This window comes from Citrobacter sp. CK181 (assembly GCF_030333595.1).
GTDB lineage: Bacteria > Pseudomonadota > Gammaproteobacteria > Enterobacterales > Enterobacteriaceae > Citrobacter_B > Citrobacter_B koseri.
On sequence record NZ_JAOWFN010000012.1, the window covers coordinates 286959 to 310892 of the forward strand.

The 23934-nt window shown below is 52.7% G+C and carries 21 protein-coding genes and 1 tRNA gene; 7 read left to right on the plus strand and 15 right to left on the minus strand.

The genetic code is table 11. The features are described from left to right. Nucleotides 1–61: 61 nt before the first annotated feature. Both mdoH and mdoG read right to left on the minus strand, forming a co-directional pair. Nucleotides 62–2590, minus strand: coding sequence for a glucans biosynthesis glucosyltransferase MdoH (gene mdoH / locus OGW17_RS10745; RefSeq protein WP_047457577.1), 2529 nt, complete (start codon nt 2588–2590; stop codon nt 62–64). Continuing rightward, complete coding sequence (mdoG, locus tag OGW17_RS10750; RefSeq protein ID WP_077956924.1) at nt 2583–4118, minus strand: glucans biosynthesis protein MdoG; 1536 nt, start codon at nt 4116–4118, stop codon at nt 2583–2585. The genes mdoH and mdoG overlap by 8 nt, the downstream gene beginning before the upstream one ends. 271 nt (nt 4119–4389) lie before the next feature. On the opposite strand from mdoG, the gene mdoC reads away from it, so the two are divergent. Beyond that, nucleotides 4390–5550, plus strand: a complete 1161-nt coding sequence (gene mdoC / locus OGW17_RS10755; RefSeq protein WP_071258244.1) for a glucans biosynthesis protein MdoC — start codon at nt 4390–4392, stop codon at nt 5548–5550. 18 nt (nt 5551–5568) lie between these two features. On the opposite strand, the gene OGW17_RS10760 is transcribed toward mdoC, so the two are convergent. From OGW17_RS10760 to csgB, 6 genes are all read right to left on the minus strand, one after another. Next, the gene (locus OGW17_RS10760) at nt 5569–6999 is read right to left on the minus strand and encodes a phospholipase D family protein (RefSeq protein WP_080975442.1); all 1431 of its coding nucleotides are present in this window, start codon (nt 6997–6999) and stop codon (nt 5569–5571) included. Continuing rightward, nucleotides 6992–7525: an O-acetyl-ADP-ribose deacetylase gene (gene ymdB, locus OGW17_RS10765; protein ID WP_047457580.1), complete on the minus strand. Its 534-nt coding sequence runs from the start codon at nt 7523–7525 to the stop codon at nt 6992–6994. The genes OGW17_RS10760 and ymdB overlap by 8 nt, the downstream gene beginning before the upstream one ends. Before the next feature lie 97 nt (nt 7526–7622). Beyond that, nucleotides 7623–7946, minus strand: a complete 324-nt coding sequence (locus tag OGW17_RS10770; RefSeq protein ID WP_047457582.1) for a YmdA family protein — start codon at nt 7944–7946, stop codon at nt 7623–7625. A gap of 156 nt (nt 7947–8102) precedes the next feature. Continuing rightward, nucleotides 8103–8435 (minus strand): curli assembly chaperone CsgC, encoded by a 333-nt coding sequence (csgC, locus tag OGW17_RS10775; protein WP_024130449.1) that lies wholly within the window; start codon nt 8433–8435, stop codon nt 8103–8105. 60 nt (nt 8436–8495) lie between these two features. Then, nucleotides 8496–8951 (minus strand): curli major subunit CsgA, encoded by a 456-nt coding sequence (csgA, locus tag OGW17_RS10780; RefSeq protein ID WP_024130450.1) that lies wholly within the window; start codon nt 8949–8951, stop codon nt 8496–8498. Between the two features lie 40 nt (nt 8952–8991). After that, nucleotides 8992–9447, minus strand: coding sequence for a curli minor subunit CsgB (csgB, locus tag OGW17_RS10785; RefSeq protein WP_047457584.1), 456 nt, complete (start codon nt 9445–9447; stop codon nt 8992–8994). Between the two features lie 769 nt (nt 9448–10216). Between csgB and csgD the strand changes: the two genes are divergently transcribed. Genes csgD through csgG form a run of 4 tightly spaced genes read left to right on the plus strand, consistent with a single transcriptional unit; the run spans nt 10217 to nt 12569 of the window. Then, the gene (gene csgD / locus OGW17_RS10790) at nt 10217–10867 is read left to right on the plus strand and encodes a biofilm master transcriptional regulator CsgD (protein ID WP_012132891.1); all 651 of its coding nucleotides are present in this window, start codon (nt 10217–10219) and stop codon (nt 10865–10867) included. Between the two features lie 4 nt (nt 10868–10871). Further along, complete coding sequence (gene csgE / locus OGW17_RS10795; RefSeq protein ID WP_286452188.1) at nt 10872–11267, plus strand: curli production assembly/transport protein CsgE; 396 nt, start codon at nt 10872–10874, stop codon at nt 11265–11267. A gap of 25 nt (nt 11268–11292) precedes the next feature. Beyond that, nucleotides 11293–11709 (plus strand): curli production assembly/transport protein CsgF, encoded by a 417-nt coding sequence (csgF, locus tag OGW17_RS10800; RefSeq protein WP_012132893.1) that lies wholly within the window; start codon nt 11293–11295, stop codon nt 11707–11709. A 26-nt stretch (nt 11710–11735) separates the two neighbouring features. Beyond that, nucleotides 11736–12569 carry a curli production assembly/transport protein CsgG gene (gene csgG / locus OGW17_RS10805; RefSeq protein ID WP_024130452.1) on the plus strand — a complete coding sequence of 278 codons (834 nt, stop codon included), beginning with the start codon at nt 11736–11738 and terminating at the stop codon, nt 12567–12569. Nucleotides 12570–12686: 117 nt separating this feature from the next. Here the strand turns inward: csgG and OGW17_RS10810 are convergent, their stop codons facing one another. The 4 genes from OGW17_RS10810 to ghrA form a co-directional block, all read right to left on the minus strand. Next, a complete protein-coding gene (locus tag OGW17_RS10810) occupies nt 12687–13169 on the minus strand; it encodes a DUF1097 domain-containing protein (protein WP_065422796.1) in 483 nt (160 codons plus the stop codon). A gap of 101 nt (nt 13170–13270) precedes the next feature. Next, the gene (locus tag OGW17_RS10815) at nt 13271–13825 is read right to left on the minus strand and encodes a TorD/DmsD family molecular chaperone (RefSeq protein WP_012132896.1); all 555 of its coding nucleotides are present in this window, start codon (nt 13823–13825) and stop codon (nt 13271–13273) included. Nucleotides 13826–13848: 23 nt separating this feature from the next. Then, on the minus strand, nt 13849–14586 hold the full coding sequence (locus OGW17_RS10820) for a phosphatase (RefSeq protein WP_012132897.1): 738 nt from the start codon (nt 14584–14586) through the stop codon (nt 13849–13851). Nucleotides 14587–14672: 86 nt separating this feature from the next. After that, on the minus strand, nt 14673–15611 hold the full coding sequence (gene ghrA, locus OGW17_RS10825; RefSeq protein WP_071258245.1) for a glyoxylate/hydroxypyruvate reductase GhrA: 939 nt from the start codon (nt 15609–15611) through the stop codon (nt 14673–14675). 235 nt (nt 15612–15846) lie between these two features. Between ghrA and OGW17_RS10830 the strand changes: the two genes are divergently transcribed. Beyond that, nucleotides 15847–15934: transfer RNA gene (locus tag OGW17_RS10830), tRNA-Ser, on the plus strand. 727 nt (nt 15935–16661) lie between these two features. Here the strand turns inward: OGW17_RS10830 and phoH are convergent. The 3 genes from phoH to OGW17_RS10845 form a co-directional block, all read right to left on the minus strand. Then, nucleotides 16662–17450: a phosphate starvation-inducible protein PhoH gene (gene phoH / locus OGW17_RS10835; RefSeq protein ID WP_012132901.1), complete on the minus strand. Its 789-nt coding sequence runs from the start codon at nt 17448–17450 to the stop codon at nt 16662–16664. A gap of 562 nt (nt 17451–18012) precedes the next feature. Further along, nucleotides 18013–19521: a sodium/proline symporter PutP gene (gene putP, locus OGW17_RS10840; protein WP_024130454.1), complete on the minus strand. Its 1509-nt coding sequence runs from the start codon at nt 19519–19521 to the stop codon at nt 18013–18015. A gap of 157 nt (nt 19522–19678) precedes the next feature. Beyond that, the gene (locus OGW17_RS10845; protein WP_123907508.1) at nt 19679–19945 is read right to left on the minus strand and encodes a hypothetical protein; all 267 of its coding nucleotides are present in this window, start codon (nt 19943–19945) and stop codon (nt 19679–19681) included. Between OGW17_RS10845 and putA the strand changes: the two genes are divergently transcribed. Then, the gene (gene putA, locus OGW17_RS10850) at nt 19944–23906 is read left to right on the plus strand and encodes a trifunctional transcriptional regulator/proline dehydrogenase/L-glutamate gamma-semialdehyde dehydrogenase (RefSeq protein ID WP_058668989.1); all 3963 of its coding nucleotides are present in this window, start codon (nt 19944–19946) and stop codon (nt 23904–23906) included. The two genes, OGW17_RS10845 and putA, sit on opposite strands and share 2 nt — an antisense overlap. Nucleotides 23907–23934 lie beyond the last annotated feature (28 nt).

The following is a 23934-nucleotide window of genomic DNA, read 5'->3' on the forward strand; positions in this document are numbered from 1 at the left end:
GATAATTGTCAGCGCATATTTGTCGGCCTGATAAACGCCACGTTTATCAGGCCGCTACGGCTTACTTCTTCTGTAACGCCAGTGGGTTCAGATTGATACCCTGATAGTAGTTAACCCACGATGAGTATCTTTCCGGTGAATTCCAGACGCGATAGTGTAAACGCGCCATCGTCACCGGATCGCTCAACAACACCAGACGGCGGTCGCGATTCAGTTTTTCCGGCGTTTCATTCAGCGCCTGCTCCACATGGCGGTCGCGCGCAATCTCCAGCACCTTACTGGCGCGGTGACGGGCCGTAGCCATCGCCGTAGCCAGCGCGTTAAACGACGGATTAAACACCGCGTGCATAAAACCATCATCCAGCGTGCGATTGCGGTTCATCGCCAGGTATTTGTCAGTATCCACCAGCACCTGCGGCGGGGAATACTCTTCCGGGATGAGGAACAGCTTCCAGCGTTTGGTGCGCAAGCCTACCGTTGAACGGCTGGAAACCACGGACACAAACGGCGACAGGATCAGCGAGAAGACAATCGGCGCCAGCCAGAACAGGAAACGTAAATCCAGCCAGGCCATGCCAACCGCCCATACCAGGCCGAGCAGCAGCTGGGAACCGTGACGCATGAAGGCTTCACCCCACGGGGTAGAGTCATCGTCACGCTGCGGTGAATTCCAGACCACTTCCCAGCCGAGGAATGCGCTCACCACAAACACCGTGTGGAACAACATGCGTACCGGCGCCAGCAGCACAGAGAACAGCACTTCCAACAGCAGCGACAGCGTTACGCGCACAAATCCGCCATACTCTTTTGTGCCCTTACACCAGATGAGCATAATACTCAGCAGCTTCGGCAGGAACAGCAGCACCATCGTGGATGCAAACAGCGCAATCGCCAGCTCGGGGCGCCACTGCGGCCAGACCGGGAACAGCTGGCGCGGTTGCAGGAAGTATTGCGGTTCGGTCAACGCATGAACCACCTGCAAGGCGGTGGAAAGCGCCAGGAACATGAACCACAGCGGTGCCGACAGGTAAGACATGACCCCCGTCAGGAACACCGCACGGTGAACCGGGTGCATCCCTTTCACCAGGAACAGGCGGAAGTTCATCAGGTTGCCATGACACCAGCGGCGGTCACGCTTAAGTTCATCCAGCAGGTTCGGCGGCAGTTCTTCATACGAACCCGGCAGGTCGTAGGCAATCCAGACGCCCCACCCTGCACGACGCATTAACGCCGCTTCCACGAAGTCATGCGAGAGGATGGAACCCGCGAACGATCCTTCGCCCGGCAGCGGCGCAAGCGCACAGTGTTCGATGAATGGCTTCACGCGAATAATCGCGTTGTGGCCCCAGTAATGCGACTCGCCTAGCTGCCAGAAGTGCAGCCCGGCGGTAAACAGCGGGCCGTACACGCGGGTAGCAAACTGCTGGCAACGCGCATACAGCGTATCCATACCGGACGCTTTCGGCGACGACTGAATGATCCCGGCATTCGGGTTCGCTTCCATCAGACGCACCAGGCCGCTCAGACACTCGCCGGTCATCACCGAGTCAGCGTCCAGCACCACCATGTAGCTGTACTGGTTGCCCCAGCGACGGCAGAAGTCATCGATATTGCCGCTTTTGCGCTTCACACGACGGCGGCGACGGCGATAGAAAATCTGTCCTTCGCCCTGCACTTCAGCAATCAGCTCCATCCACGCTTTTTGTTCCGCCACGCAGATATCGGGGTTGTAGCTATCGCTCAGGATATAGACGTCGAAATGTGCTGCGTTGCCGGTGGCTTTAACCGATTCCCACGTAGCGCGTAGCCCCGCGAACACGCGGTCAACGTCCTCGTTGCAGATAGGCATAATCAACGCGGTACGGTGCTCTGGATTCAGCGGCTCATTTCCCACCGTTGACGCTGAAATACTGTATTTATCGCGGCCAATCAGCAGTTGCAGGAAGCCCATAAGCGCGGTCCAGAACCCCGCAGACACCCAGCAGAACAGCACGGCGAACAGGATCAGGATGCCGGTTTGCAGCACATACGGCAGCAGTTGCATAAAGGAGACCCACAGATCCTGCCCGATCATGTCGGCGGGATTGATGAGCGCCCAGCCCTGGTAAGGAAGAATGGTCTTCATATACCAGGTCGCAACCACCGTCTGCGCCAGCGTCAGCAGCAACAGGATGTAACGGCGGATTGTCCCGACGGTACGCCATTTTTGCTCGTTCTCCTGCTCTTCTTTCGTCAGGCGGGAGAGATAACGCGGCGTCACGTCCCGGCCGCGCAAGCGGTCCCAGAAACGACCCAGCGGGTTGGTGCGCCAGGGATCGGGGAACATAGAAGAACGCGTCGCTTTCGGCATTGCCTGCAACTGATCGCGTCCCTCATCATCCTTAATCAGTTGCCCTTCGGCCAGCGAATCCGGCCAGGCCTGCTCAAGGCGCGCTTTAACAGATCCCTGCGGTGAATCGTCTTCTCGCGAGTAAGCTCGATGCTCAACATCCAGCGCCTCATGGACGGCGCGGATGTCCGTTTTCGGCAGCGCCGCTTTCTCAATGTCTGAAAGCGGCATTGCGTCAATATACTCAGTTGTCTTATTCATTGGCAGGTAACTGGTAGCTCCAGGTTTCACTCAACGGCTGATCGGCATTCACCAACGCAGCACGCATTTCAGTGGTTTTCTTCGCGTCTTTCACTTTTACGCGCAGCGTCAAACGCCAGCCTTTCGTCACCGGGTTATAACGCACTGAGTTCTCAACGATTTCACCGTTATCGCCAATACTGGTTTGCGCCGTGACAGGGGTATCCTGCGGCAGTTTTTTCATATCTGTGCCGACAAAATCCACGACGAAGGCGATGGTGCCGTCAGGCTGGCGAATCAGGTTAGACTGTTTGACATCGCCCGTAGAGCGACGCGTCTGCTGAACCCAGGCATTCTCCGGCGCATGAAGTTTCTCTTCATCGCGGGTAAACGTCATGGTGTACTTGAAGTTCATCTCTTTGCCTGCTTCAGGCAGTTGATCCGGCGTCCAGTAGGCCACGATGTTATCGTTAGTTTCATCGTTGGTCGGAATTTCCACCAGTTCGATTTTCCCTTTGCCCCACTCGCCTTTCGGCGTGATCCAGGCGCTTGGGCGCAGGTCGTAGCGATCGTCTAAATCTTCAAAGCGCGAAAACTGGCGGCCGCGTTGCAGCAAACCGAACCCTTGTGGGTTTTCCATCGCATAGCTGCTCACCGCAAGATGTTTCGGGTTATTCAGCGGGCGCCAGATCCATTCACCGTTGCCCGCATGGATAGACAACCCGTTAGAGTCGTGCAATTCCGGGCGATAGTTGGTTGCCGGAGACGGCTGGTTCGGCCCAAACAGGAACATGCTGGTTAACGGCGCAACGCCCAGTTTACCGACTTTATCACGCAGGTAGACTTTCGACTGAACGTCCACCACGGTGTCACGCCCAGGGATGATGACGAAGCGGTATGCCCCGGTCGCACGCGGGGAATCGAGCAACGCATAGATGGTCAAACGTTTGTCAGTCGGTTTTGGACGCTCAATCCAGAACTCGCGAAAGCGGGGAAATTCCTCACCGGAAGGCAGCGCGGTATCAATCGCCAGACCACGCGCGGAAAGACCATAGACCTGGCCTGCGCCAATGACGCGGAAATAGCTGGCACCGAGCATGCTGACGATTTCATCATTTTTGTCTTTGCTGTTGATCGGGTACAGCACTTTGAACCCGGCGAAGCCGAGGTCTTTGACGGTGTCTTTATCATGCTGAACATCGCCAAAATTGAAATAGTCCGGGTTGTATTTGATTCTTTTTACCGTCGTCGCGGTAACTTCGTTGATCCTGACCGGTGTGTCGAAGTACATACCCTGGTGGTAGAACTCGAGTTTGAATGGGGTCTTGATATTGCTCCAGTACGCTTTATCACGGTTAAACTGGATCTGCTGATAGTCCGCATATTTCATGTCGCGGAAAACGGAGGGCAAGTTACTTTTCGGCGCCTCATAGCCTTTACCGGCTAAGGATTGAGCTTGTTTTGCAACATCATCGATGGTGAACGCCCAACTCGACGATGTGTACAGCGTTAACATTACCGCCGCGCCCAACCAACGCATTTTCATCATTTGTCGTTTATGTTTCATAATAAGTAAGCACTTCCCCCTTTGTGTGCTTATATCGATCCGATCCATTTTAATGGATAATCAGGCAATCCGACAACTGAATCCCGGCTTTGTTCAGCGCGCTGGCTCATGGATTAAGCAGGTTTTGCTCCTGTTTTCACTTTGCGTGCTTATCCTGGAGACAGGTTGTTGGACTTCGTGTAGGGTTGCCCCCGAATGTAAACATTATTCGTCCCAGGGATAAGACGAAAAGTCTGAGAATATGTATCTATCTATGAATCCAGTACCTCCACAGCGTGAATATTTTCTTGACTCCATCCGCGCCTGGCTGATGTTGTTGGGGATCCCCTTTCATATCTCGTTGATCTATTCAAGCCATACCTGGCATATCAACAGCGCAGAGCCCTCATGGTGGCTGACCCTGTTTAACGATTTTGTCCACGCATTTCGCATGCAGGTCTTTTTTGTTATTTCCGGTTATTTTTCGTACATGTTATTCCTGCGTTATCCATTAAAACGCTGGTGGAAAGTGCGTGTTGAACGCGTAGGTATTCCTATGCTGACGGCCATTCCTTTACTCACCTTGCCGCAATTTATCATGCTGCAATTTGTCAAAGGAAAAACCGAGAACTGGCACACGCTTTCTTTGTATGAGAAATACAATACGCTGGCCTGGGAATTAATTTCTCATCTGTGGTTTTTATTAGTGCTTGTTGTATTAACAACCCTGAGCATGTGGGCATTCAGCCAAATCAAAAAAAGCGCGGAACGCACAACAAAGCCGTTATTCGCCGCCGTTTCGATGACCAAATTGACGCTTATCTTCTTTATCCTTGGCGTCGGTTACGCCGCGCTGAGACGCGCCATTTTTATCATTTATCCCTCTATTCTTAGCGATGGCATGTTCAATTTTGTCGTCATGCAAACGCTGTTTTATCTCCCTTTCTTTATCCTGGGCGCGCTGGCATTCATCAACCCGGCGCTGAAAGCGCTGTTTACCGTACCGTCACGCGGATGCACGCTGGCTGCGGCGCTCGCCTTCGTTGCCTACCTGCTGAACCAGCGTTATGGCAGCGGCGATGCCTGGATGTATGAGACAGAATACGTCATTACTATGCTAATGGGATTGTGGATGGTTAACGTGGTCTTTTCGCTGGGCCATCGTTTACTTAATTTCCAGTCCGCTCGCGTCACCTATTTTGTGAATGCATCGCTTTTCATCTATCTGGTGCATCATCCACTAACGCTGTTTTTCGGCGCGTATATTACGCCGCATATTACGTCGAATCTGCTGGGCTTTTTATGCGGGCTGGTCTTTGTTATCGGTATTGCGCTGGTCCTGTATGAACTGCATTTACGGATTCCCGTACTGAAATTCTTATTTTCGGGCAAACCCGCGGTTAAACGTGATAACAGCAAGGCTGTCGCCAGTTAAGCTACCCGCTGAAGGGCGTTAAAGCAGCCATTCGACGGGCAAGACAGACGCCAGTCGCACCAGAACCCGCTTCCAGAATCCTGTGGCGGGTTCTTTTTTCAGTACCACCTCGTCACGCAGGTGGCGATCAACCCAGTTAATCCTTCCCCAACGATCCAGCCGCAGTTGCCAGGCGTCATCACGCTGGCTCTGCATAAAACGGTTATGAATCAGCGTTGCCAGCGTTTCGCTTTCAATCACAAACCCCATTTCGGTATTGAGTAACGTCGATCGGGGATCGAAATTGAGCGAACCGATAAAAACCTTATTCCCGTCAATGCTGAAGGTCTTCGCATGCAGGCTGGAGCCTGAGTTACCGGTTAAACCACGATCGTGAAGTTCAGCCGCATGCCCGTTAGTGGGTTTAAGCTCATAGAGCTCAATGCCGTAGCGCAGAAGTTTTTTACGCCACCGCGCATAGCCCGCATGGACGACCGCCACATCGTTCGCCGCCAGTGAATTGGTAAGAATCGCGATCCTGACCCCTTTTCTCACCAGTTGCAGCAGTTGCGCGACGCCCGCCCGGGTGGGAACAAAATAGGCGGAAATAATGTCGATACGTTCCGTTGGCGACCCCATCACATCGAACAGGCGTTGCGGCAGAAGCGAATGACGCTGCGCTTTCCCCTCGCCTTTTAAAGGATCGTCGCTGAGCAGACGGGTTTTCGCCCATATCAGCGGTAAAGCGCCGCGATCAAGATGGGACATAAAGTGGCTGGTTTTCAGCTTATGCAAATAGCGGCGCGTAATGTCGTCGTTGTACCAGGAATCCGGTAAGTCAATGCGTCGGGTGATTTCCTGCTCAGACAGCGACAACACTTTTTGCAGCGTTGAAACCGATTTGCAATGCCAGTAACGTTCAAAATCATCCGCCACGTCTTTTACGACAGGGCCAATCGCCATCACGTCGAGATCGGAAAACAGCGGCTCTTCACCTGCGCCAAAATAGGCATCGCCAATATTCCGCCCGCCGACAATGGTGACTGCGCCATCTGCCGTATAGCTTTTATTATGCATACGCCGATTAAGCCGGGCAAAGTCGGTTAAATACCCCAGCGCACGCAGCATACGAAAAGAGAAAGGATTAAACAGGCGCACTTCGATATTGGGGTGGCTATCCAGCAGTTGCAACGTATCATCAAGCCCCGGCGTGTTGTTATCATCCAGCAGCAGGCGAACATGAACGCCGCGTTTTGCCGCCGCCAATAATATCGAAAACAGCAGACGCCCGGACATGTCGTCCTCCCAGATGTAATACTGCACATCCAGGGTGCGCTCAGCCATTTCCGTTAATCGATAGCGTGCGGCAAAGGCATCCAGGCTGTCATCCAGGGCGAGAATGCCGCATTCGCCGGGATGACGTTCACACAGCGGGGTAACAGCGCGCTCAAGTCGGGTCAACTCACTCATCACCTTGTTGGGTCAGTAATCGCTCGTAAAGTCGGGCAGTTTCTTCATCATAACAGACAAAGTATACCTGCTCAGGTAGCGCGTGGCGGGCAAGAAAATCCGCAACCGTATTGACCGCGATCTCTGCTGCGGCGGGGCGTGGGTAGCCGTAAGCGCCGGTGCTGATCGCCGGAAACGCGACAGACCGGTAGCCATTGGCCAGCACCAGTTGCAAACTGTTGAAATAGGCATCTTCCAGGAGCTGGGATTCGTTGTGATCGCCGCCACGCCAGACGGGCCCCACCGTATGGATCACCGCTTTCGCCGGCAGATTGCCTGCCAGAGTAATGACCGCGTGTCCTGCCGGGCACTCGCCCTGCTGCTGCCTGACTTTTTTGCAGGCTTCCAGTAGCGCCGGACCCGCTGCACGATGAATCGCGCCGTCAACGCCACCGCCCCCCAGTAATGAAGCGTTGGCGGCATTAACAATCACATCTACCGTGAGTTGGGTTATGTCGCCATGTTGTACATGAATACGCGATTTCATAGATCCCCCTTACCTTAACCTATAGCCTAAGTGTACAGCAGGGCTTTCAATGAAATCGCGTTTTTTAATCGAACGATTTTATCTCTGACAGATGCGTTTATTGGTATTCAATACTCATAATTGCCAGACGTTGTTGCGGATCGAGATAGTTGACTCTCACGGATGCAATTTGTCGAAGGCTTTGCGGGGCGGTTGTAACCTGTTGCAGGGTAAAACGGTTAGTTTTCATCTGGCCATTATTCACGCATGTCATGTCAATATTTTGCTGCCGGGCACTGACCTCACAGGGAGGTTCGACAATCTGACCACGAAAATGAATAACGCCGCCGGTAGTGATTTGTTGAGCTGTAACAGAGGAAGAAAAGAGAATGCAGACGCCAAGGCCTGCTCCGAGGATATTTTTCGAACACAACGCAAACATACAATAGCTCCTCAATGATCAATCATACTTGAAGGATCGGAGTTTTCCTTCCACTGCGACGCTCGCGGTGAACGGAAACGACGTTGTTGCCTCTCTATAATTCATAGAACAGTAATCCATCCCCTGCCACAAACAATCACTAAATAAATCAAATGATTAAGATGACTTCTCAGGAGATGGCCATTGCTGCGACAAATGCAACGACTGCCCGTCGGAAACGGTAACGATAATTTTTACCGAGTCCTCCGGGGAAATATTTAAACTGAGTTTCGTTAAATCAATGGGTTGATTAGCGGGCAAAGAAAGGGTTGTTTTCTGCTGTGTACGGCTTTGCCCTCCCTTCCCATCACGAACGGCAAAAATTTGGACTTCGCACACGCAGGGTTTACTGAGCGTAACCTGGGGGACAATGGTGTAAATTTCACCTTGTTGCGTGGTATTAAATGTAATCTGGCTGGAGAGTGCGGCAAGGAGTAATAGCGTATTCATCATATCCTCACGAAAAAAAACAGGGCTTTCGCCCTGTTTATTATGAGTACCCGACCTGAATCAGTACTGGTTAGCCGTGGCGTTGTTGCCGAAGCCGACCTGAGTAACCGATACCTGGGAGTCGGACGCAGTCTGGTTAACCAGCGCGCCGTTGCGGCCACCAAACTGGCTCACAACGATATCAGAGTTTTTGGCATTCCACTGATCGATAGTCGCGCTGTTTCTGTACCCATTCTGGGTCAGGTCAATGCCGCTGTTGTCAGCGCCCTGGCCTACGTCTGCGCCGTTACCATGACCATATTGTTTGATGGACAGATCTGATTTACGAGCATCGCTTTGCAGAGCAAGAGCAGAGTTTGCGCTACCGTACTGGAAAATACTCAGGGTGGATTCAGGGCCGGAATTATTACCGCCATTATTATGACCGCCGCCACCGCCCCACTGCGGAACAACACCTGCCAGAGCACTGCCAGAAACTACGATTGCTGCGAATGCTGCCACTTTTAAAAGTTTCATGGTAAACCCCCATCGGATTGATTTAAAAGTCGTCATGGTATTAACGTTGCGTAACGCGAATAGCCATGCGCGACTGTCTCTGCACTACAACTGCTGTTTTTTGCGTACCGTACTGCGTAATATCTGCTTTATTACCAGAACCTTTCTGAATAATCATTGCAGTATTACCATAAGAGCCTTGTGATATACTTGCATCATTGGCGTAACCCGCCTGATCAATATATGCAAGGTTATAAGCTCCTGACTGGTCAATCTTCGCTCGGTTATTTCCGCCTTCTTGTGAAATAACAGATAAAAGTTTTGAGCCGTCCTGGCGTGTTTTTGCACTATTATAAGTGCCCTTTTGACCAATAATGGCTGCCTGATTAAATGAAGACTTGCTTAATTCATTTACCGCAAAATTATATTCCGCATTTGCCAGATCATAACTTGTCGCGGCTGCAATCCCAGGCGCACCCAGTATTGTTAACATCATAAATAACAATTTGTTTTTCATGTTGTCACCCTGGACCTGGTCGTACATTACGTTAATTTAAAAGCATTTCAATTTGACTGTTAACGCGATTCGTTTTTTGTTAACGCCGCGTTACGATGAAGAGTATGTCCGTGGAAACATTTTAAATAACTCACCCGCGAGTGGTATTTTGATATTCAGCGTCACACCAAAGTGCTAATTCACTGTTGACTCCACTGTTATTTACGAAAAATTTATTTTCTTATCTGTAGCGGGCTAAACATTTCTGCCAGTGAGAGGGAAAAACCGTTTTCTGCATATCATTATGCGTTTCTCCGGGCATCACACTGCATCGCCGTCACAACTCGTGACAAACATCATTTTTTTCTCACTAAAAATGTCCAGGCCGCCCTGAGTCGAACGTTTTAAAATTAACTTGTCAGACAAACTCAAAAATAATTTTAAATTATTATTTAAAATCAATAAGTTATTATAATTTGTATGATTTTTTAAATCTATGCAATAACAGCAACATGTACAACTTTTCTATCAAATCTAATCTCTAAAAAATCCACACATTAACATATGAATATATAATTTTACATTTTGTTACAAGTTTAACACTTGCTTTAAGGTTTGTAATGACTAGATTGAAATCAGTTGTAGTCCATCTGTTTTAATATTTTTACCCTTTTTGGGTCGATGTTTTATTTCTACACACAGCAGTGCAACATCTGTCAGTACTTCTGGTGCCTCGTATTTTAGCTGAGGCAGCTGTCAGATGTGCGACTAAAAAAAGTGGGGTTTCATCATGTTTAATGAAGTCCATAGTATTCATGGTCATACATTATTGTTGATCACAAAACCATCTTTGCAGGCCACTGCATTATTGCAGCATTTAAAGCAATCACTGGCTGTTACCGGAAAACTACATAATATTCAACGTTCTCTGGATGATATATCCGCCAGCTGCATTGTTTTACTGGATATGATGGAAGCGGATAAAAAAATTATCCATTACTGGCAAGACAATTTGAGTCGGAAAAACAACAATATCAAGACGTTATTGTTGAATACTCCCGACGACTATCCCTTCCGTGATATTGAAAACTGGCCACATATCAATGGCGTGTTTTACGCAACGGAGGATGAAGAACGTGTCGTTAACGGCTTGCAGGGGATCCTGCGAGGCGAATGCTATTTTTCGCAAAAGCTGGCCAGTTACCTGATCACTCATTCAGGGAACTACCGTTACAACAGCACGGAATCAGCGCTTCTCACTCATCGTGAAAAAGAGATCCTCAATAAACTGCGAATCGGCGCCTCAAACATTGAAATCGCCCGCTCGCTTTTTATCAGCGAGAATACGGTAAAAACACATCTTTATAATCTTTTCAAAAAGATAGCTGTTAAAAACCGTACTCAGGCGGTCTCGTGGGCAAACGATAACCTCAGGCGATAAAGCCATGAAACGCTATCTGACCTGGATTGTGGCAGCAGAATTACTGCTTGCCGCAGGGAATCTTTACGCTGCGGAAGTTGAAGTGGAAGTTCCCGGACTCTTAACTGACCATACCGTCTCATCAGTCGGCCACAATTTTTATCGCGCCTTCAGCGACAAATGGGAAAGTGAGTACACAGGCAATTTGACCATCAATGAAAGACCCAGTGCGCGTTGGGGAAGTTGGATCACGATAACGGTAAATCAGGACGTTATATTCCAGACTTTTTTATTCCCAACGAAAAGAGACTTCGAGCGAACCGTTGACTTCGCGCTGGCGCAAACTGAAGAAGCATTAAATCGTCGGCAAATAGATCAAACGCTATTAAGCACGAGTGATTTAGCGCGCGATGAATTCTAAAATATGATTTAGTCTGGAGGCTGCCATGCGTGTCAAACATGCAGTAGTTATGCTCATGCTTATTTCACCATTAAGTTGGGCCGGAAATATGACATTCCAGTTCCGAAATCCTAATTTTGGTGGAAACCCAAATAACGGCGCATTTTTATTAAATAGCGCTCAGGCACAAAACTCTTATAAGGACCCAAGTTATTACGACGACTTCGGGATTGAAACCCCGTCTGCCCTGGATAACTTTACGCAGGCTATTCAATCGCAAATCCTTGGCGGATTGCTGACGAATATTAACACCGGCAAACCAGGCAGAATGGTGACCAATGATTTTATCATTGATATCGCCAACCGGGATGGGCAACTGCGACTTAATGTCACGGACAGGAAAACCGGGAAAACCTCGACGATTGAAGTGTCAGGTTTGCAAACACAGTCAACCGATTTCTAAGCCCCAGCTACCAAAGGACAATAATCATGCAGCGCTTACTTATTTTGGTTGCAGTATGTTTACTGAGCGGATGCTTAACCGCCCCGCCTAAAGAAGCCGCGAAACCGACATTAATGCCTCGTGCGCAAAGCTATAAAGATTTGACGCACCTGCCGATGCCAACGGGTAAGATTTTTGTCTCGGTTTATAATATTCAGGATGAAACGGGCCAGTTTAAGCCTTATCCGGCGAGTAACTTCTCGACTGCTGTTCCGCAGAGCGCCACCGCGATGCTGGTGACCGCGCTGAAAGACTCCCGCTGGTTTATCCCGCTGGAGCGTCAGGGACTGCAAAACCTGCTGAACGAACGCAAAATTATTCGTGCAGCGCAGGAAAACGGCACGGTGGCTATCAATAACCGAATCCCGCTTCAGTCCCTCACCGCCGCGAATATCATGGTGGAAGGGTCGATTATCGGTTACGAAAGCAACGTGAAGTCAGGCGGGGTCGGTGCGCGGTACTTCGGTATCGGTGCGGATACGCAGTATCAGCTTGACCAGATTGCGGTAAACCTGCGCGTGGTTAACGTCAGCACCGGCGAGATCCTCTCTTCGGTCAATACCAGCAAGACCATCCTTTCCTATGAAGTGCAGGCCGGGGTGTTCCGCTTTATTGATTACCAGCGACTGCTGGAAGGTGAAATCGGCTACACCTCTAATGAACCGGTGATGCTGTGTCTGATGTCAGCGATTGAAACGGGCGTTATCTTCCTGATTAACGACGGGATCGATCGCGGCCTGTGGGATTTGCAGAACAAAGCGGAGCGTCAGAACGACATTCTGGTGAAATACCGCCACATGTCCGTACCGCCGGAATCCTGATATTTCACCAACCGTAGAATGCCCGATGGCGCAGGCTTATCGGGCCTACAGCAGGCAGGATAAGTTTGCGCCATCAGGATTGACATCATATGAACGTGGGGGAAACCTCACGTTTTTTTATTTGCTGACCGCCGTCGGCGAAGAATCTCTTACCCGACGAGACGCCAGCCACAGCCCGCTATTTTTCATCGCATAGCCAAACACGAGTCCCAGCGCCAGCGAAGGCAGAACCAGTCGCCAGTCCCCCTGCCCTGCAAACGTCGCGCATGCGCCGATAAAGGTGCCAGGCACAAAAGAAAGCAACAGCTGCTTCGCCTGAACGCACATCAAAAACGCGACGATTCCCGTCATGACGTAACTGACGATCTCCAGATGCGGAGCCAGCGCGCTGCCGTGAATAATCACCAGCGCCCACACCACGCCGCTCAGGAGCGTACATGCAGAAATCAATAACCCTTTCAGGCCGCCCTGCGGGCAGGCGAAATAGGCCGTACAGCCCAGAAAACCCGCCCAGCTGAGCAGGCCAAAGGAAACGGCCACCCATCCCCAGATACCGGAGAGAATGCCCGTTGTGATTGCAATGGAGATAAGTATGTTCATGCCGCGCATCATAGCAGAAAAGCGGCATACGAATGAGATCGCGCACACATTTTATGCAAGACAATTAATCACGTTGCATAACAAAGTGACCATGATCACATTTACTCTTCAGCGCCTTCCTGTAACTCATCCCACATTGCGCCGATCGCATCGCGCGTCAACGGCGCCATCGTACGCCAGAATGGCGTCGCGGCATGGGCTTCCACTTTGCCAAGGAAAGTACCGCACCAGGGAAGCAGGTATTCAATAAACAGCGTTTCCAGCGCTTCGCTCTCATCTTCAGCAGACTGATCCTCCAGCCAGGAGGCGGCCAGCAGCAGCGTACCGATATGGTCGGCAGGGGTATCCGCCAACGGCATACCGCGAGCGGAAAGAAACGCGCGAACATCGGACTCCTTCGCCCCTTCCACCCAAGCGCTGCGATAAGGCGACACGGCGCACTCGTCGCCGACAAACAGCGCATTGTAGTCCGCCGCCAGTTGGGTCATGTCGCAACTTTTCTGCAACCGCGCCAGAAGCTCATCCTGCTCCAACGGCCAGCTTGCCGACAATTTACCCTCGCGGATCAGCGTAAACAGAGGAACCAGCAGAGGGTCCTGCGGTTGGCGGTAATACAGCGATCCCAGCACACGACACAGGATAGAAAACTCATTCATTGATATATTCCAGTTATCAGCAATTAAAGTTCAGCAAACTCCGGGATCGGCGCCATACCGCGCGATTCCAGAAATCTCAGTAAGCGTCCTGGCGAAACGTTTAAAACGCGTTCTTCCGGGAAATCCACTTCATCCAGGATCTTCCGGCATTCGGCAAATTCACCGAGTGTAAACGCAGTATGGGAATCTGACCCTAACGCTACCCATCCGCCAGCGTCACGCACGGCCGCGGCCACCGCGCGGCAATTATCTTCACTGCCTTTGCGCGAATGCAGGAATGACGAGTTATTGATTTCCAGCGCCACCTGGTATTTAGCCGCCGCCTGCGCAATCGCGGTGATATCGACAGGATACTTTGGGTTGCCCGGATGGCTGATAATATGCACATTTCCGCTGGCCATCGCGGCAATCATCGCCTGGGTATTGGTCTCTTTATCGTGCGGCGCGAAAACCGGTTCATGGAAACCGGCGATAATCACATCCAGCGAGTTCAGCATCGGGCCCGTGCAGTCAATCTCGCCATCGATATTCTTGATGTTGGCTTCAATACCGCGAAGAATGCCCACCCCGTCAACCAGACGCGGCCAGATACGCATGTTGATAAAGTGCCAGTGATGCGGAGCATCGGCCATATCCGGGCCGTGATCGGTAATGGCAAAGAGCTTAATACCTTTGCGTTTCGCTTCGGCAATATAATCGTGCAAGGTACTGTATGCGTGGGTGCTGGCGACGGTATGCATATGCAAGTCAACGGGATACATAACTCACTCCTGTAGTCGTTTTCCGACAAGGATAGCAGGTATCGTCGCCATTTATTAGTCGAAACCCGGCGCTAACCGGGTTGTCATCAGTAGCCGCGAACGCGATCGACCTGACCCGTCACGGATTCGCCGCGTTCCAGATGCGTAATGGTGCGCGAAATATAGTCCACGGCTTCCGCCGGGCGGGTGACGGCGGCAATGTGCGGCGTCATCGCCACGCGAGGGTGTTGCCAGAGCGGACTCTCTTTTGGCAACGGCTCGCGGCTGAAAACATCCAGCATCGCCCCTTTGAGTTTTTCGCTATTCAACGCGGCAAGCAGATCGTCCTCATTAACATGCACGCCACGCGCCAGGTTAAGCAGGTAAGCGCCATCCCGTAACTGATTGAGCAAGCCGGAATTAATAATGCCCACCGTCTCCGCCGTATTTGGCAGCAGGTTGATCAGCACCCTTGTTTGATTCAGGAATGCGCCTAACTCCTCAGCTCCCGCAAAACTCTCTACGCCAGGCCAGGATTTACGGCTACGGCTCCAGCAGCGAAGCGGGAATCCCCATGCCTGGAGCGCTTCAGCGACTTTGGCGCCCAGCACCCCTGCCCCCATAATACCGACGGTGAACTCATCGCGATCATATTCCGGCAGCGGCTGCCATGTTGACTGGTTTTTCAGCGCCTGATAATCATCGAAACGGCGGAACCAATGCAGCACCTGGCTCACGGCATACTCCTGCATTTGCAGGCCCATGCCGGTATCTTCCAGGCGGAACAGCGGGATAGAGGCATCCAGCATTTCCGGGTGCGCTTTGAGCTTACTCAGAATGGAATCCACACCTGCGCCAAGCGCAAATACGGCTTTTAGCTTCCGTCCTTCGAGCATCTCCACCGGCGGATGCCACACGAGCGCATAATCCGCAGGTTCGTTATCACCGGGTTTCCATTCACGAATATTCGCGCCGGGAATCGCCTTTGCCAAAGCGTTAAGCCACCAGTCCGTATCGAAGGTCGGGTGATAGAACATTATCTCCATGTTGACTCCTGAGTGTTGTTGTGCGGAATTTACTCGCACTTATTATCATCATTTTCATAGGGATCATCAGCATAACAAATTTAGAGATGCTGGCAAAAAAAGCAGTTTCCGCTTATTTAAACTGCATGTTGATTGAAGTTTGTGTAATTGCACGATTTTTTAGAAAAGGTGATTGACGCCGGGGGCGTATTTCCCTAAATTAGCGCCCGTTCCAGCAACACTGGAACGACAATATGGTGAGGTGTCCGAGTGGCTGAAGGAGCACGCCTGGAAAGTGTGTATACGGCAACGTATCGGGGGTTCGAATCCCCCCCTCACCGCCATATTCAAGAAAGAGCTCGTACGAAAGTACGGGCTTTTTTTTGCATGTTGCACGCGCTGTGGGGGGATGAGAACCCACGACCGGGGTTCGACAACTGGCGGCAGCCAGTTGGACAGACCGCGAACGCAGAGAGCGGGCTGCCCGCAGGGCGAGCGAAGCGAGTCAATCCCCCCCTCACCGCCATATTCAGAAAAAGAGCGCGTACAAAAGTACGGGATTTTTTTTCGCCTATTACACGCGCTATCCGGCTGACAAGAACACCGTAGGCCCGGTAAGCGTTAGCGCCACCGGGCGCTCGCACATCGCCGGATGGCAGCGCAAGCGCCTTATCCGGCCTACAAAAACATCCCAGGACCGATATGCGTTAACACCATCGGGCACCCGCACATCGCCGGATGGCGGCGCAAGCGCCTTATCCGGCCTACAAGAACACCCCAGGACCGGTAAGCGTTAGCGCCACCGGGCGCTCGCACATCGCCGGATGGCAGCGCAAGCGCCTTATCCGGCCTACAAAAACATCCCAGGACCGGTAAGCGTTAGCGCCACCGGGCGCTCGCACATCGCCGGATGGCGGCGCAAGCGCCTTATCCGGCCTACAAGGACACCCCAGGACCGGTAAGCGTTAGCGCCACCGGGCGCCTGCACATCGCCGGATGGCAGCGCAAGCGCCTTATCCGGCCTACAAAAAACAAAGCCCGGTTTCCCGGGCTATGAGATCTGACGACGCTTCAGTTGTAGGCATGAAGGGTTCGTTGGCACAATGCCGAACGCACGCAGTCGTCTTTATGGAAACGGACAATACCTATCATCTCATCTTCTTCAAAGCGAGCTAACGCATCACTTAACCCCGATTGAACATGAGCCGGTAAATCGCACTGGGTAATGTCGCCATTTACGATAACCGTCACGTTCTCCCCGAGGCGCGTTAAGAACATCTTCATTTGCGCAGCAGTCACATTCTGAGCCTCGTCAAGAATGACGACTGCATTTTCAAATGTACGTCCGCGCATATAGGCGAACGGCGCGATTTCCACCTTACCAATCTCAGGCCGCAGGCAGTATTGCATAAAAGACGCGCCCAGGCGTTTCACCAGCACGTCATAGACGGGCCGGAAATAAGGCGCGAACTTCTCGGATATATCGCCTGGTAAGAAGCCGAGATCTTCATCGGCCTGCAAAACCGGACGGGTAACAATAATCCTGTCTACATCTTTATGTATCAGGGCCTCTGCTGCTTTTGCCGCACTGATCCAGGTTTTTCCACACCCGGCTTCGCCAGTGGCGAAGATCAGTTGTTTACTCTCGATAGCATTCAGGTAGTGCTCCTGAGCCTCATTTCGCGCTACGATTGGTGTGGCGTCACGGCTATCACGCGCCATGCCTATCGCTTCTACGCCGCTCATCTGCACAAGCGAGGTGACCGATTCTTCTTCACGTTGTTTGTGGCTACGCGAATCCCGTCTCAGCACACGTTTTGCTTCACGACGAGCTTTGATCACTGCTTTTTGTCTTCCCATGGATAGCACCTTGAGTTGTTGGTATACATCACACGCGCCGTTGGCGGCACGATTATGCGCACAAACATCTGAGGGTTGGCTTCCTTGTAAGCCATTGCTTGCTTTTTGAAAAGACGCCCTACACGGCTACGCGCACCGAATACGGCGTCAGTAACAGGGATAAAAAGAGGAAGTGAGAGGAATTTAGCGGTGACGACAGGGCTACCGGAGGAGAGGCATCCGCATAAGTTATTGCTGTTACTGTGAAAAACGTGTCCAGTACAGGACCTTACCATTCGCGATCTCCATAGTGAAAAGTGTCATCACTGCCGGGAACTACCGCTATTACGTATTAGTACAACATAATTTATCATTAATGCAACAACATATTTACCATGCATTAACTAAAGTTCCCCTTTGCACTGGCAATAGTCTCTTACAGAGATATTACAAAATTATTTCACCCGAACGCTCATAGTAAAAATTAATACTTTCATTCATCGACATACAGAGAAACACGCCACAATTCTGAATAAAAAGCCCGCGCATGGCGGGCGATGAAAGTAAACGGGCAGCGGTCAGATTACTCTGCCTGTAAACGCGACGGCGGTGCGGAGTGGTAATACGCATCCGCTTTCGCAAAACGTTCTTGCATAGCTGACGACGGCGCTTTGCCCAGCAGGCTAAAGACCACAATCCCGATGCTGCCGAAGATGAAGCCAGGGATGATTTCGTACAGATCCAGCCAGCCAAACTGCTTCCAGACAATAACCGTCAGCGCCCCGATAACCATTCCGGCCAGCGCGCCGTTACGGGTCATACGCGACCACATCACCGAGAACAGCACGACCGGGCCAAACGCCGCGCCGAAGCCCGCCCACGCATAGCTCACCAGACCGAGCACGCGGTTTTCAGGGTTAGCAGCCAGCGCGATAGACACCAGCGCAACCACCAGCACCATAATGCGCCCTACCCATACCAGCTCTTTCTGGCTCGCGCCTTTACGCAAGAAGGCTTTGTACAAATCTTCGGTAATCGCGCTGGAGCACACCAGCAGCTGGCAGCTTAACGTCGACATCACCGCCGCGAGAATAGCGGACAGCAGAATACCGGCAATCCACGGGTTGAACAGGATTTGCGCCAGTTCAATGAACACGCGCTCCGAGTTCTGGTTCACCGCTCCGGCCAGTGCCGGGTTATTGTTAAAGTAAGCAATACCGAAGAAGCCGACAGCCACCGCCCCCGCCAGACACAGGATCATCCAGCTCATACTGATGCGACGCGCGTGCACGATGCTGTGGTGAGAATCCGCCGCCATAAAGCGCGCCAGAATATGCGGTTGACCAAAGTAGCCCAGCCCCCAGCCCATCAGGGAGATAATGGCGACAAAGTTCAGTCCCTTGAGCATATCCACATTCTCAATACTCTTTTGTTTAATCACTTCCAGGGAGTCACCAAAACCGCCAACGCTGATGATCACCATAACAGGCGTCAGAATCAGGGCGAAAATCATCAGGCTGGCCTGGACGGTGTCGGTCCAGCTCACGGCCAGAAAGCCGCCAATAAAGGTGTAGATAATGGTGGCTGCCGCTCCCGCCCACAGCGCGGTTTCATAGCTCATGCCAAAGGTGCTTTCAAACAGACGCGCCCCTGCCACAATCCCCGATGCGCAATAAATGGTGAAAAACAGCAGGATAACCAGGGCAGAGATAATGCGCAGAACGCGACTTTTATCTTCAAAACGCCCGGTAAAATAATCCGGCAGAGTCAGGGCGTTATCATTGAATTCAGTGTGGACGCGTAAACGTCCCGCCACCAGTTTCCAGTTAATCCATGCCCCTAACGTCAGACCAATCGCGATCCAGCTTTCAGAAATCCCCGACAGGAAAATCGCCCCCGGCAGACCCATCAGCAGCCAGCCGCTCATATCAGATGCGCCAGCGGATAATGCCGTCACAAACGGCCCAAGGCTGCGGCCGCCGAGAATATAGTCATCAAAGTTTTTGGTCGAACGCCATGCAATAAACCCTATCAATATCATGCCAAAGATATAGACACAAAACGTCACCAACATCGGTGTGCTAATAGCCATCAAAAGTCTCCAGATTTTATGTGCCGACAATAATAAAAGCTGCCGTTTTATACCCTGCCGGAACGTGGCAATGGTGTTTATGTTTACCAGGGCGACCGTATCCTGCCGGAAGCGGTGGTCATTCACAATCGATTTAACACATCATTTACATCAAATTTTATTCGGGTGGGATACTATTTTTCTCCAGGTTGCACTCTCTCACATTTTTTAAGGTTGCACCTTTCAAAAGTGTTAACTGCCGCAGAGAAAAAGATTTGGTTATTGTTTTTATCCCATCCAGAAGCGTCTCTTCTTTTAACATTTCATTCATTTTTAAGCTTGCAAGGCAGGTCACATTTAACGAGGTTGCACAAAGTTGCAACATGGTGGATATTTCTCGATAACTATCAGCAGCACATATCAGAACAACAGGAGTAGACGGCATGGGAACCACCACGATGGGGGTTAAGCTGGACGACGCGACGCGCGAGCGTATTAAAACAGCAGCAACACGAATTGATCGCACCCCACACTGGCTGATCAAACAGGCAATCTTTAATTATCTGGAAAAACTGGAAAGCGACGAGGCGTTACCGGAGTTGCCCGCCCTGCTGGCTGGCGCCGCCAATGAAGGCGATGAGTCAACCGCACAGCAGGAAGAAAACCACCAGCCTTTCCTTGAGTTTGCCGAGCAGATCCTGCCTCAGTCGGTCTCCCGCGCCGCGATTACCGCAGCTTACCGTCGCGCCGAAACCGATGCGGTGCCGATGTTAATGGAGCAGGCGCGTCTGCCGCAACCGGTGGCCGAACAGGCCCACAAGCTGGCCTATCAACTGGCGGAGAAACTGCGTAACCAGAAAACGGCCAGCGGCCGCGCCGGGATGGTGCAGGGGCTGTTGCAGGAGTTCTCCCTCTCCTCGCAGGAAGGCGTCGCGCTGATGTGCCTTGCGGAAGCGCTGCTGCGTATCCCGGATAAAGCGACGCGTGACGCGCTCATCCGCGACAAAATCAGCAACGGCAACTGGCAGTCGCATATTGGCCGCAGCCCGTCGCTGTTTGTTAATGCCGCCACCTGGGGTCTGTTGTTTACCGGCAAGCTGGTCTCTACCCATAACGAAGCCAGTCTCTCTCGCTCGCTGAACCGGATTATCGGTAAGAGCGGCGAGCCGCTGATCCGCAAAGGCGTGGACATGGCAATGCGCCTGATGGGCGAGCAGTTCGTCACCGGCGAAACCATCGCCGAAGCGCTGGCAAATGCGCGTAAGCTGGAAGACAAGGGCTTTCGCTACTCCTACGATATGTTAGGCGAAGCGGCGCTGACCGCTGCCGATGCGCAGGCTTATATGGTCTCGTATCAGCAGGCTATTCACGCCATTGGCAAAGCGTCTAACGGACGCGGAATTTATGAAGGACCGGGGATCTCCATCAAGCTTTCCGCCCTGCACCCACGCTACAGCCGCGCGCAGTATGACCGCGTGATGGAGGAGCTGTATCCGCGCCTGAAATCCCTGACGCTGCTGGCGCGTCAGTACGATATCGGCATCAACATCGACGCCGAAGAAGCCGACCGTCTGGAAATCTCCCTCGACCTGCTGGAAAAACTTTGTTTTGAGCCGGAACTGGCTGGCTGGAACGGCATCGGTTTCGTGATTCAGGCTTATCAGAAACGCTGCCCGTTTGTGATTGATTATCTGATTGATCTCGCCACGCGCAGCCGTCGCCGCCTGATGATCCGCCTGGTGAAAGGCGCATACTGGGACAGTGAAATCAAACGCGCCCAAATGGACGGACTGGAGGGATACCCGGTTTACACCCGCAAGGTCTATACCGACGTGTCTTATCTGGCCTGCGCGAAAAAACTGCTCGCCGTACCGAATCTGATTTACCCGCAGTTTGCGACCCATAACGCCCATACTCTGGCGGCGATTTATCAACTGGCGGGGCAGAACTACTATCCGGGCCAGTATGAATTCCAGTGTCTGCACGGCATGGGCGAACCGCTGTACGAGCAGGTCACCGGTAAAGTGGCGGATGGCAAACTCAACCGTCCGTGTCGTATTTATGCCCCGGTCGGCACACATGAAACGCTGCTGGCATATCTGGTGCGCCGCCTGCTGGAAAACGGCGCCAACACCTCCTTCGTTAACCGTATTGCCGACGCCACGCTGCCGCTGGATGAACTGGTCGCTGACCCGGTGGAAGCCGTGGAAAAACTGGCGCAGCAAGAAGGGCAAACCGGCTTACCGCATCCGAAAATCCCGCTGCCTCGCGACCTCTACGGACAAGGCCGGGAAAACTCCGGCGGGTTGGATCTGGCGAACGAACACCGTCTGGCTTCCCTCTCCTCCGCCCTGTTGAACAATGCGCTGCAAAAATGGCAGGCCAAACCGATGCTGGAACAGCCGGTCGCTGACGGAGAGATGACGCCGGTGATCAACCCGGCAGAGCCGAAAGACATCGTCGGCTACGTGCGCGAAGCCAGCGCTGCGGACGTTGAACAAGCGCTGCAAAACGCGGTTAACAACGCCCCTATCTGGTTCGCCACGCCACCGCAGGAACGCGCCGCCATCCTGCAACGCGCGGCAGTATTAATGGAAGGCCAAATGCAGCAGCTGATTGGCATTCTGGTACGCGAAGCCGGGAAAACCTTCAGTAATGCCATTGCAGAAGTACGCGAAGCGGTGGATTTCCTCCACTACTACGCCGGGCAGGTACGCGATGACTTTGATAACGAAACGCATCGTCCTTTAGGCCCGGTCGTCTGTATCAGCCCGTGGAACTTCCCGCTGGCCATCTTCACCGGACAAATTGCCGCTGCGCTGGCGGCGGGCAACAGCGTCCTGGCGAAACCGGCGGAACAAACGCCGCTGATTGCCGCCCAGGGCATCGCCATCTTACTGGAAGCCGGTGTTCCGCCGGGCGTAGTGCAGTTGCTGCCCGGCCAGGGGGAAACCGTTGGGGCGCAGTTAACCTCCGATGAGCGCGTACGCGGCGTGATGTTTACCGGCTCGACCGAAGTCGCCAGCTTATTGCAGCGTAACATCGCCACCCGTCTGGATGCGCAGGGTCGCCCGATTCCGCTGATTGCGGAAACCGGCGGGATGAACGCCATGATCGTGGACTCCTCCGCCCTTACCGAACAGGTGGTTGTGGATGTGCTGGCATCTGCGTTTGACAGTGCCGGGCAGCGCTGCTCGGCGCTGCGCATACTGTGCTTGCAGGATGATATCGCCGACCACACCCTGAAAATGCTGCGCGGGGCAATGGCGGAATGCCGCATGGGTAATCCGGGCCGTCTGACCACCGACATTGGCCCGGTTATCGATAACGAAGCCAAAACCAATATCGAGCGCCATATTCAGGCGATGCGTACGAAAGGTCGTCCGGTATTCCAGGCCGTACGTGAGAACAGCGATGATGCGCGCGAATGGCAAACCGGCACCTTTGTTCCGCCAACGCTGATTGAGCTGGAAAGTTTTGATGAGCTGCAAAAAGAGATCTTCGGGCCGGTGCTGCATGTGGTGCGTTACACACGCAACCACCTTCCCGAACTGATTGCGCAGATCAACGCCTCCGGCTACGGTCTGACGCTGGGCGTACATACCCGAATTGACGAGACCATTGCGCAGGTCACCGGTTCAGCGCACGCAGGCAACCTGTACGTCAACCGTAATATGGTCGGCGCGGTCGTGGGCGTCCAGCCATTCGGCGGCGAAGGCTTGTCCGGCACCGGGCCGAAAGCGGGCGGTCCGCTCTATCTCTACCGTCTGTTGGCAAATCGCCCGGAAAACGCGCTGGGCATTACGCTTGCCCGTCAGGATGCGGACTACCCGGTAGATGCCCAGCTTAAAGCCGCACTGACTCAGCCGCTTGACGCGCTGACCGGGTGGGCGGCGGATCGCCCGGCTTTGCATACGCTCTGTCAGCAGTTTAGCGAGCTGGCGCAGGCCGGAACCCAGCGTTTGCTGCCTGGCCCTACCGGTGAGCGCAATACCTGGACGTTACTGCCGCGTGAACGCGTATTGTGTCTGGCTGATGACGAGCAGGACGCTCTGGTGCAGGTCGCCGCCGTGACAGCGGTCGGGAGTCTGATTTTGTGGCCGGACGATGCCTTCCATCGCGAACTGGCGAAGCGCCTGCCTGCTGCGGTTTGTGAACGTATTCAGTTTGCGAAAGCGGACACGCTGACTTCGCAGCCGTTCGATGCGGTGATCTTCCACGGCGATTCCGATCAGCTACGGGCGCTGTGCGAGGCGGTAGCCGCCCGTGACGGCGCGATCGTGTCGGTACAGGGCTTTGCCCGTGGTGAAACCAATATCCTGCTGGAGCGTCTGTATATCGAACGCTCGCTCAGCGTTAACACCGCTGCGGCAGGTGGTAACGCCAGCCTGATGACAATTGGTTAAGGCTGTGGTTAATTAAGGCTTTGGAAAA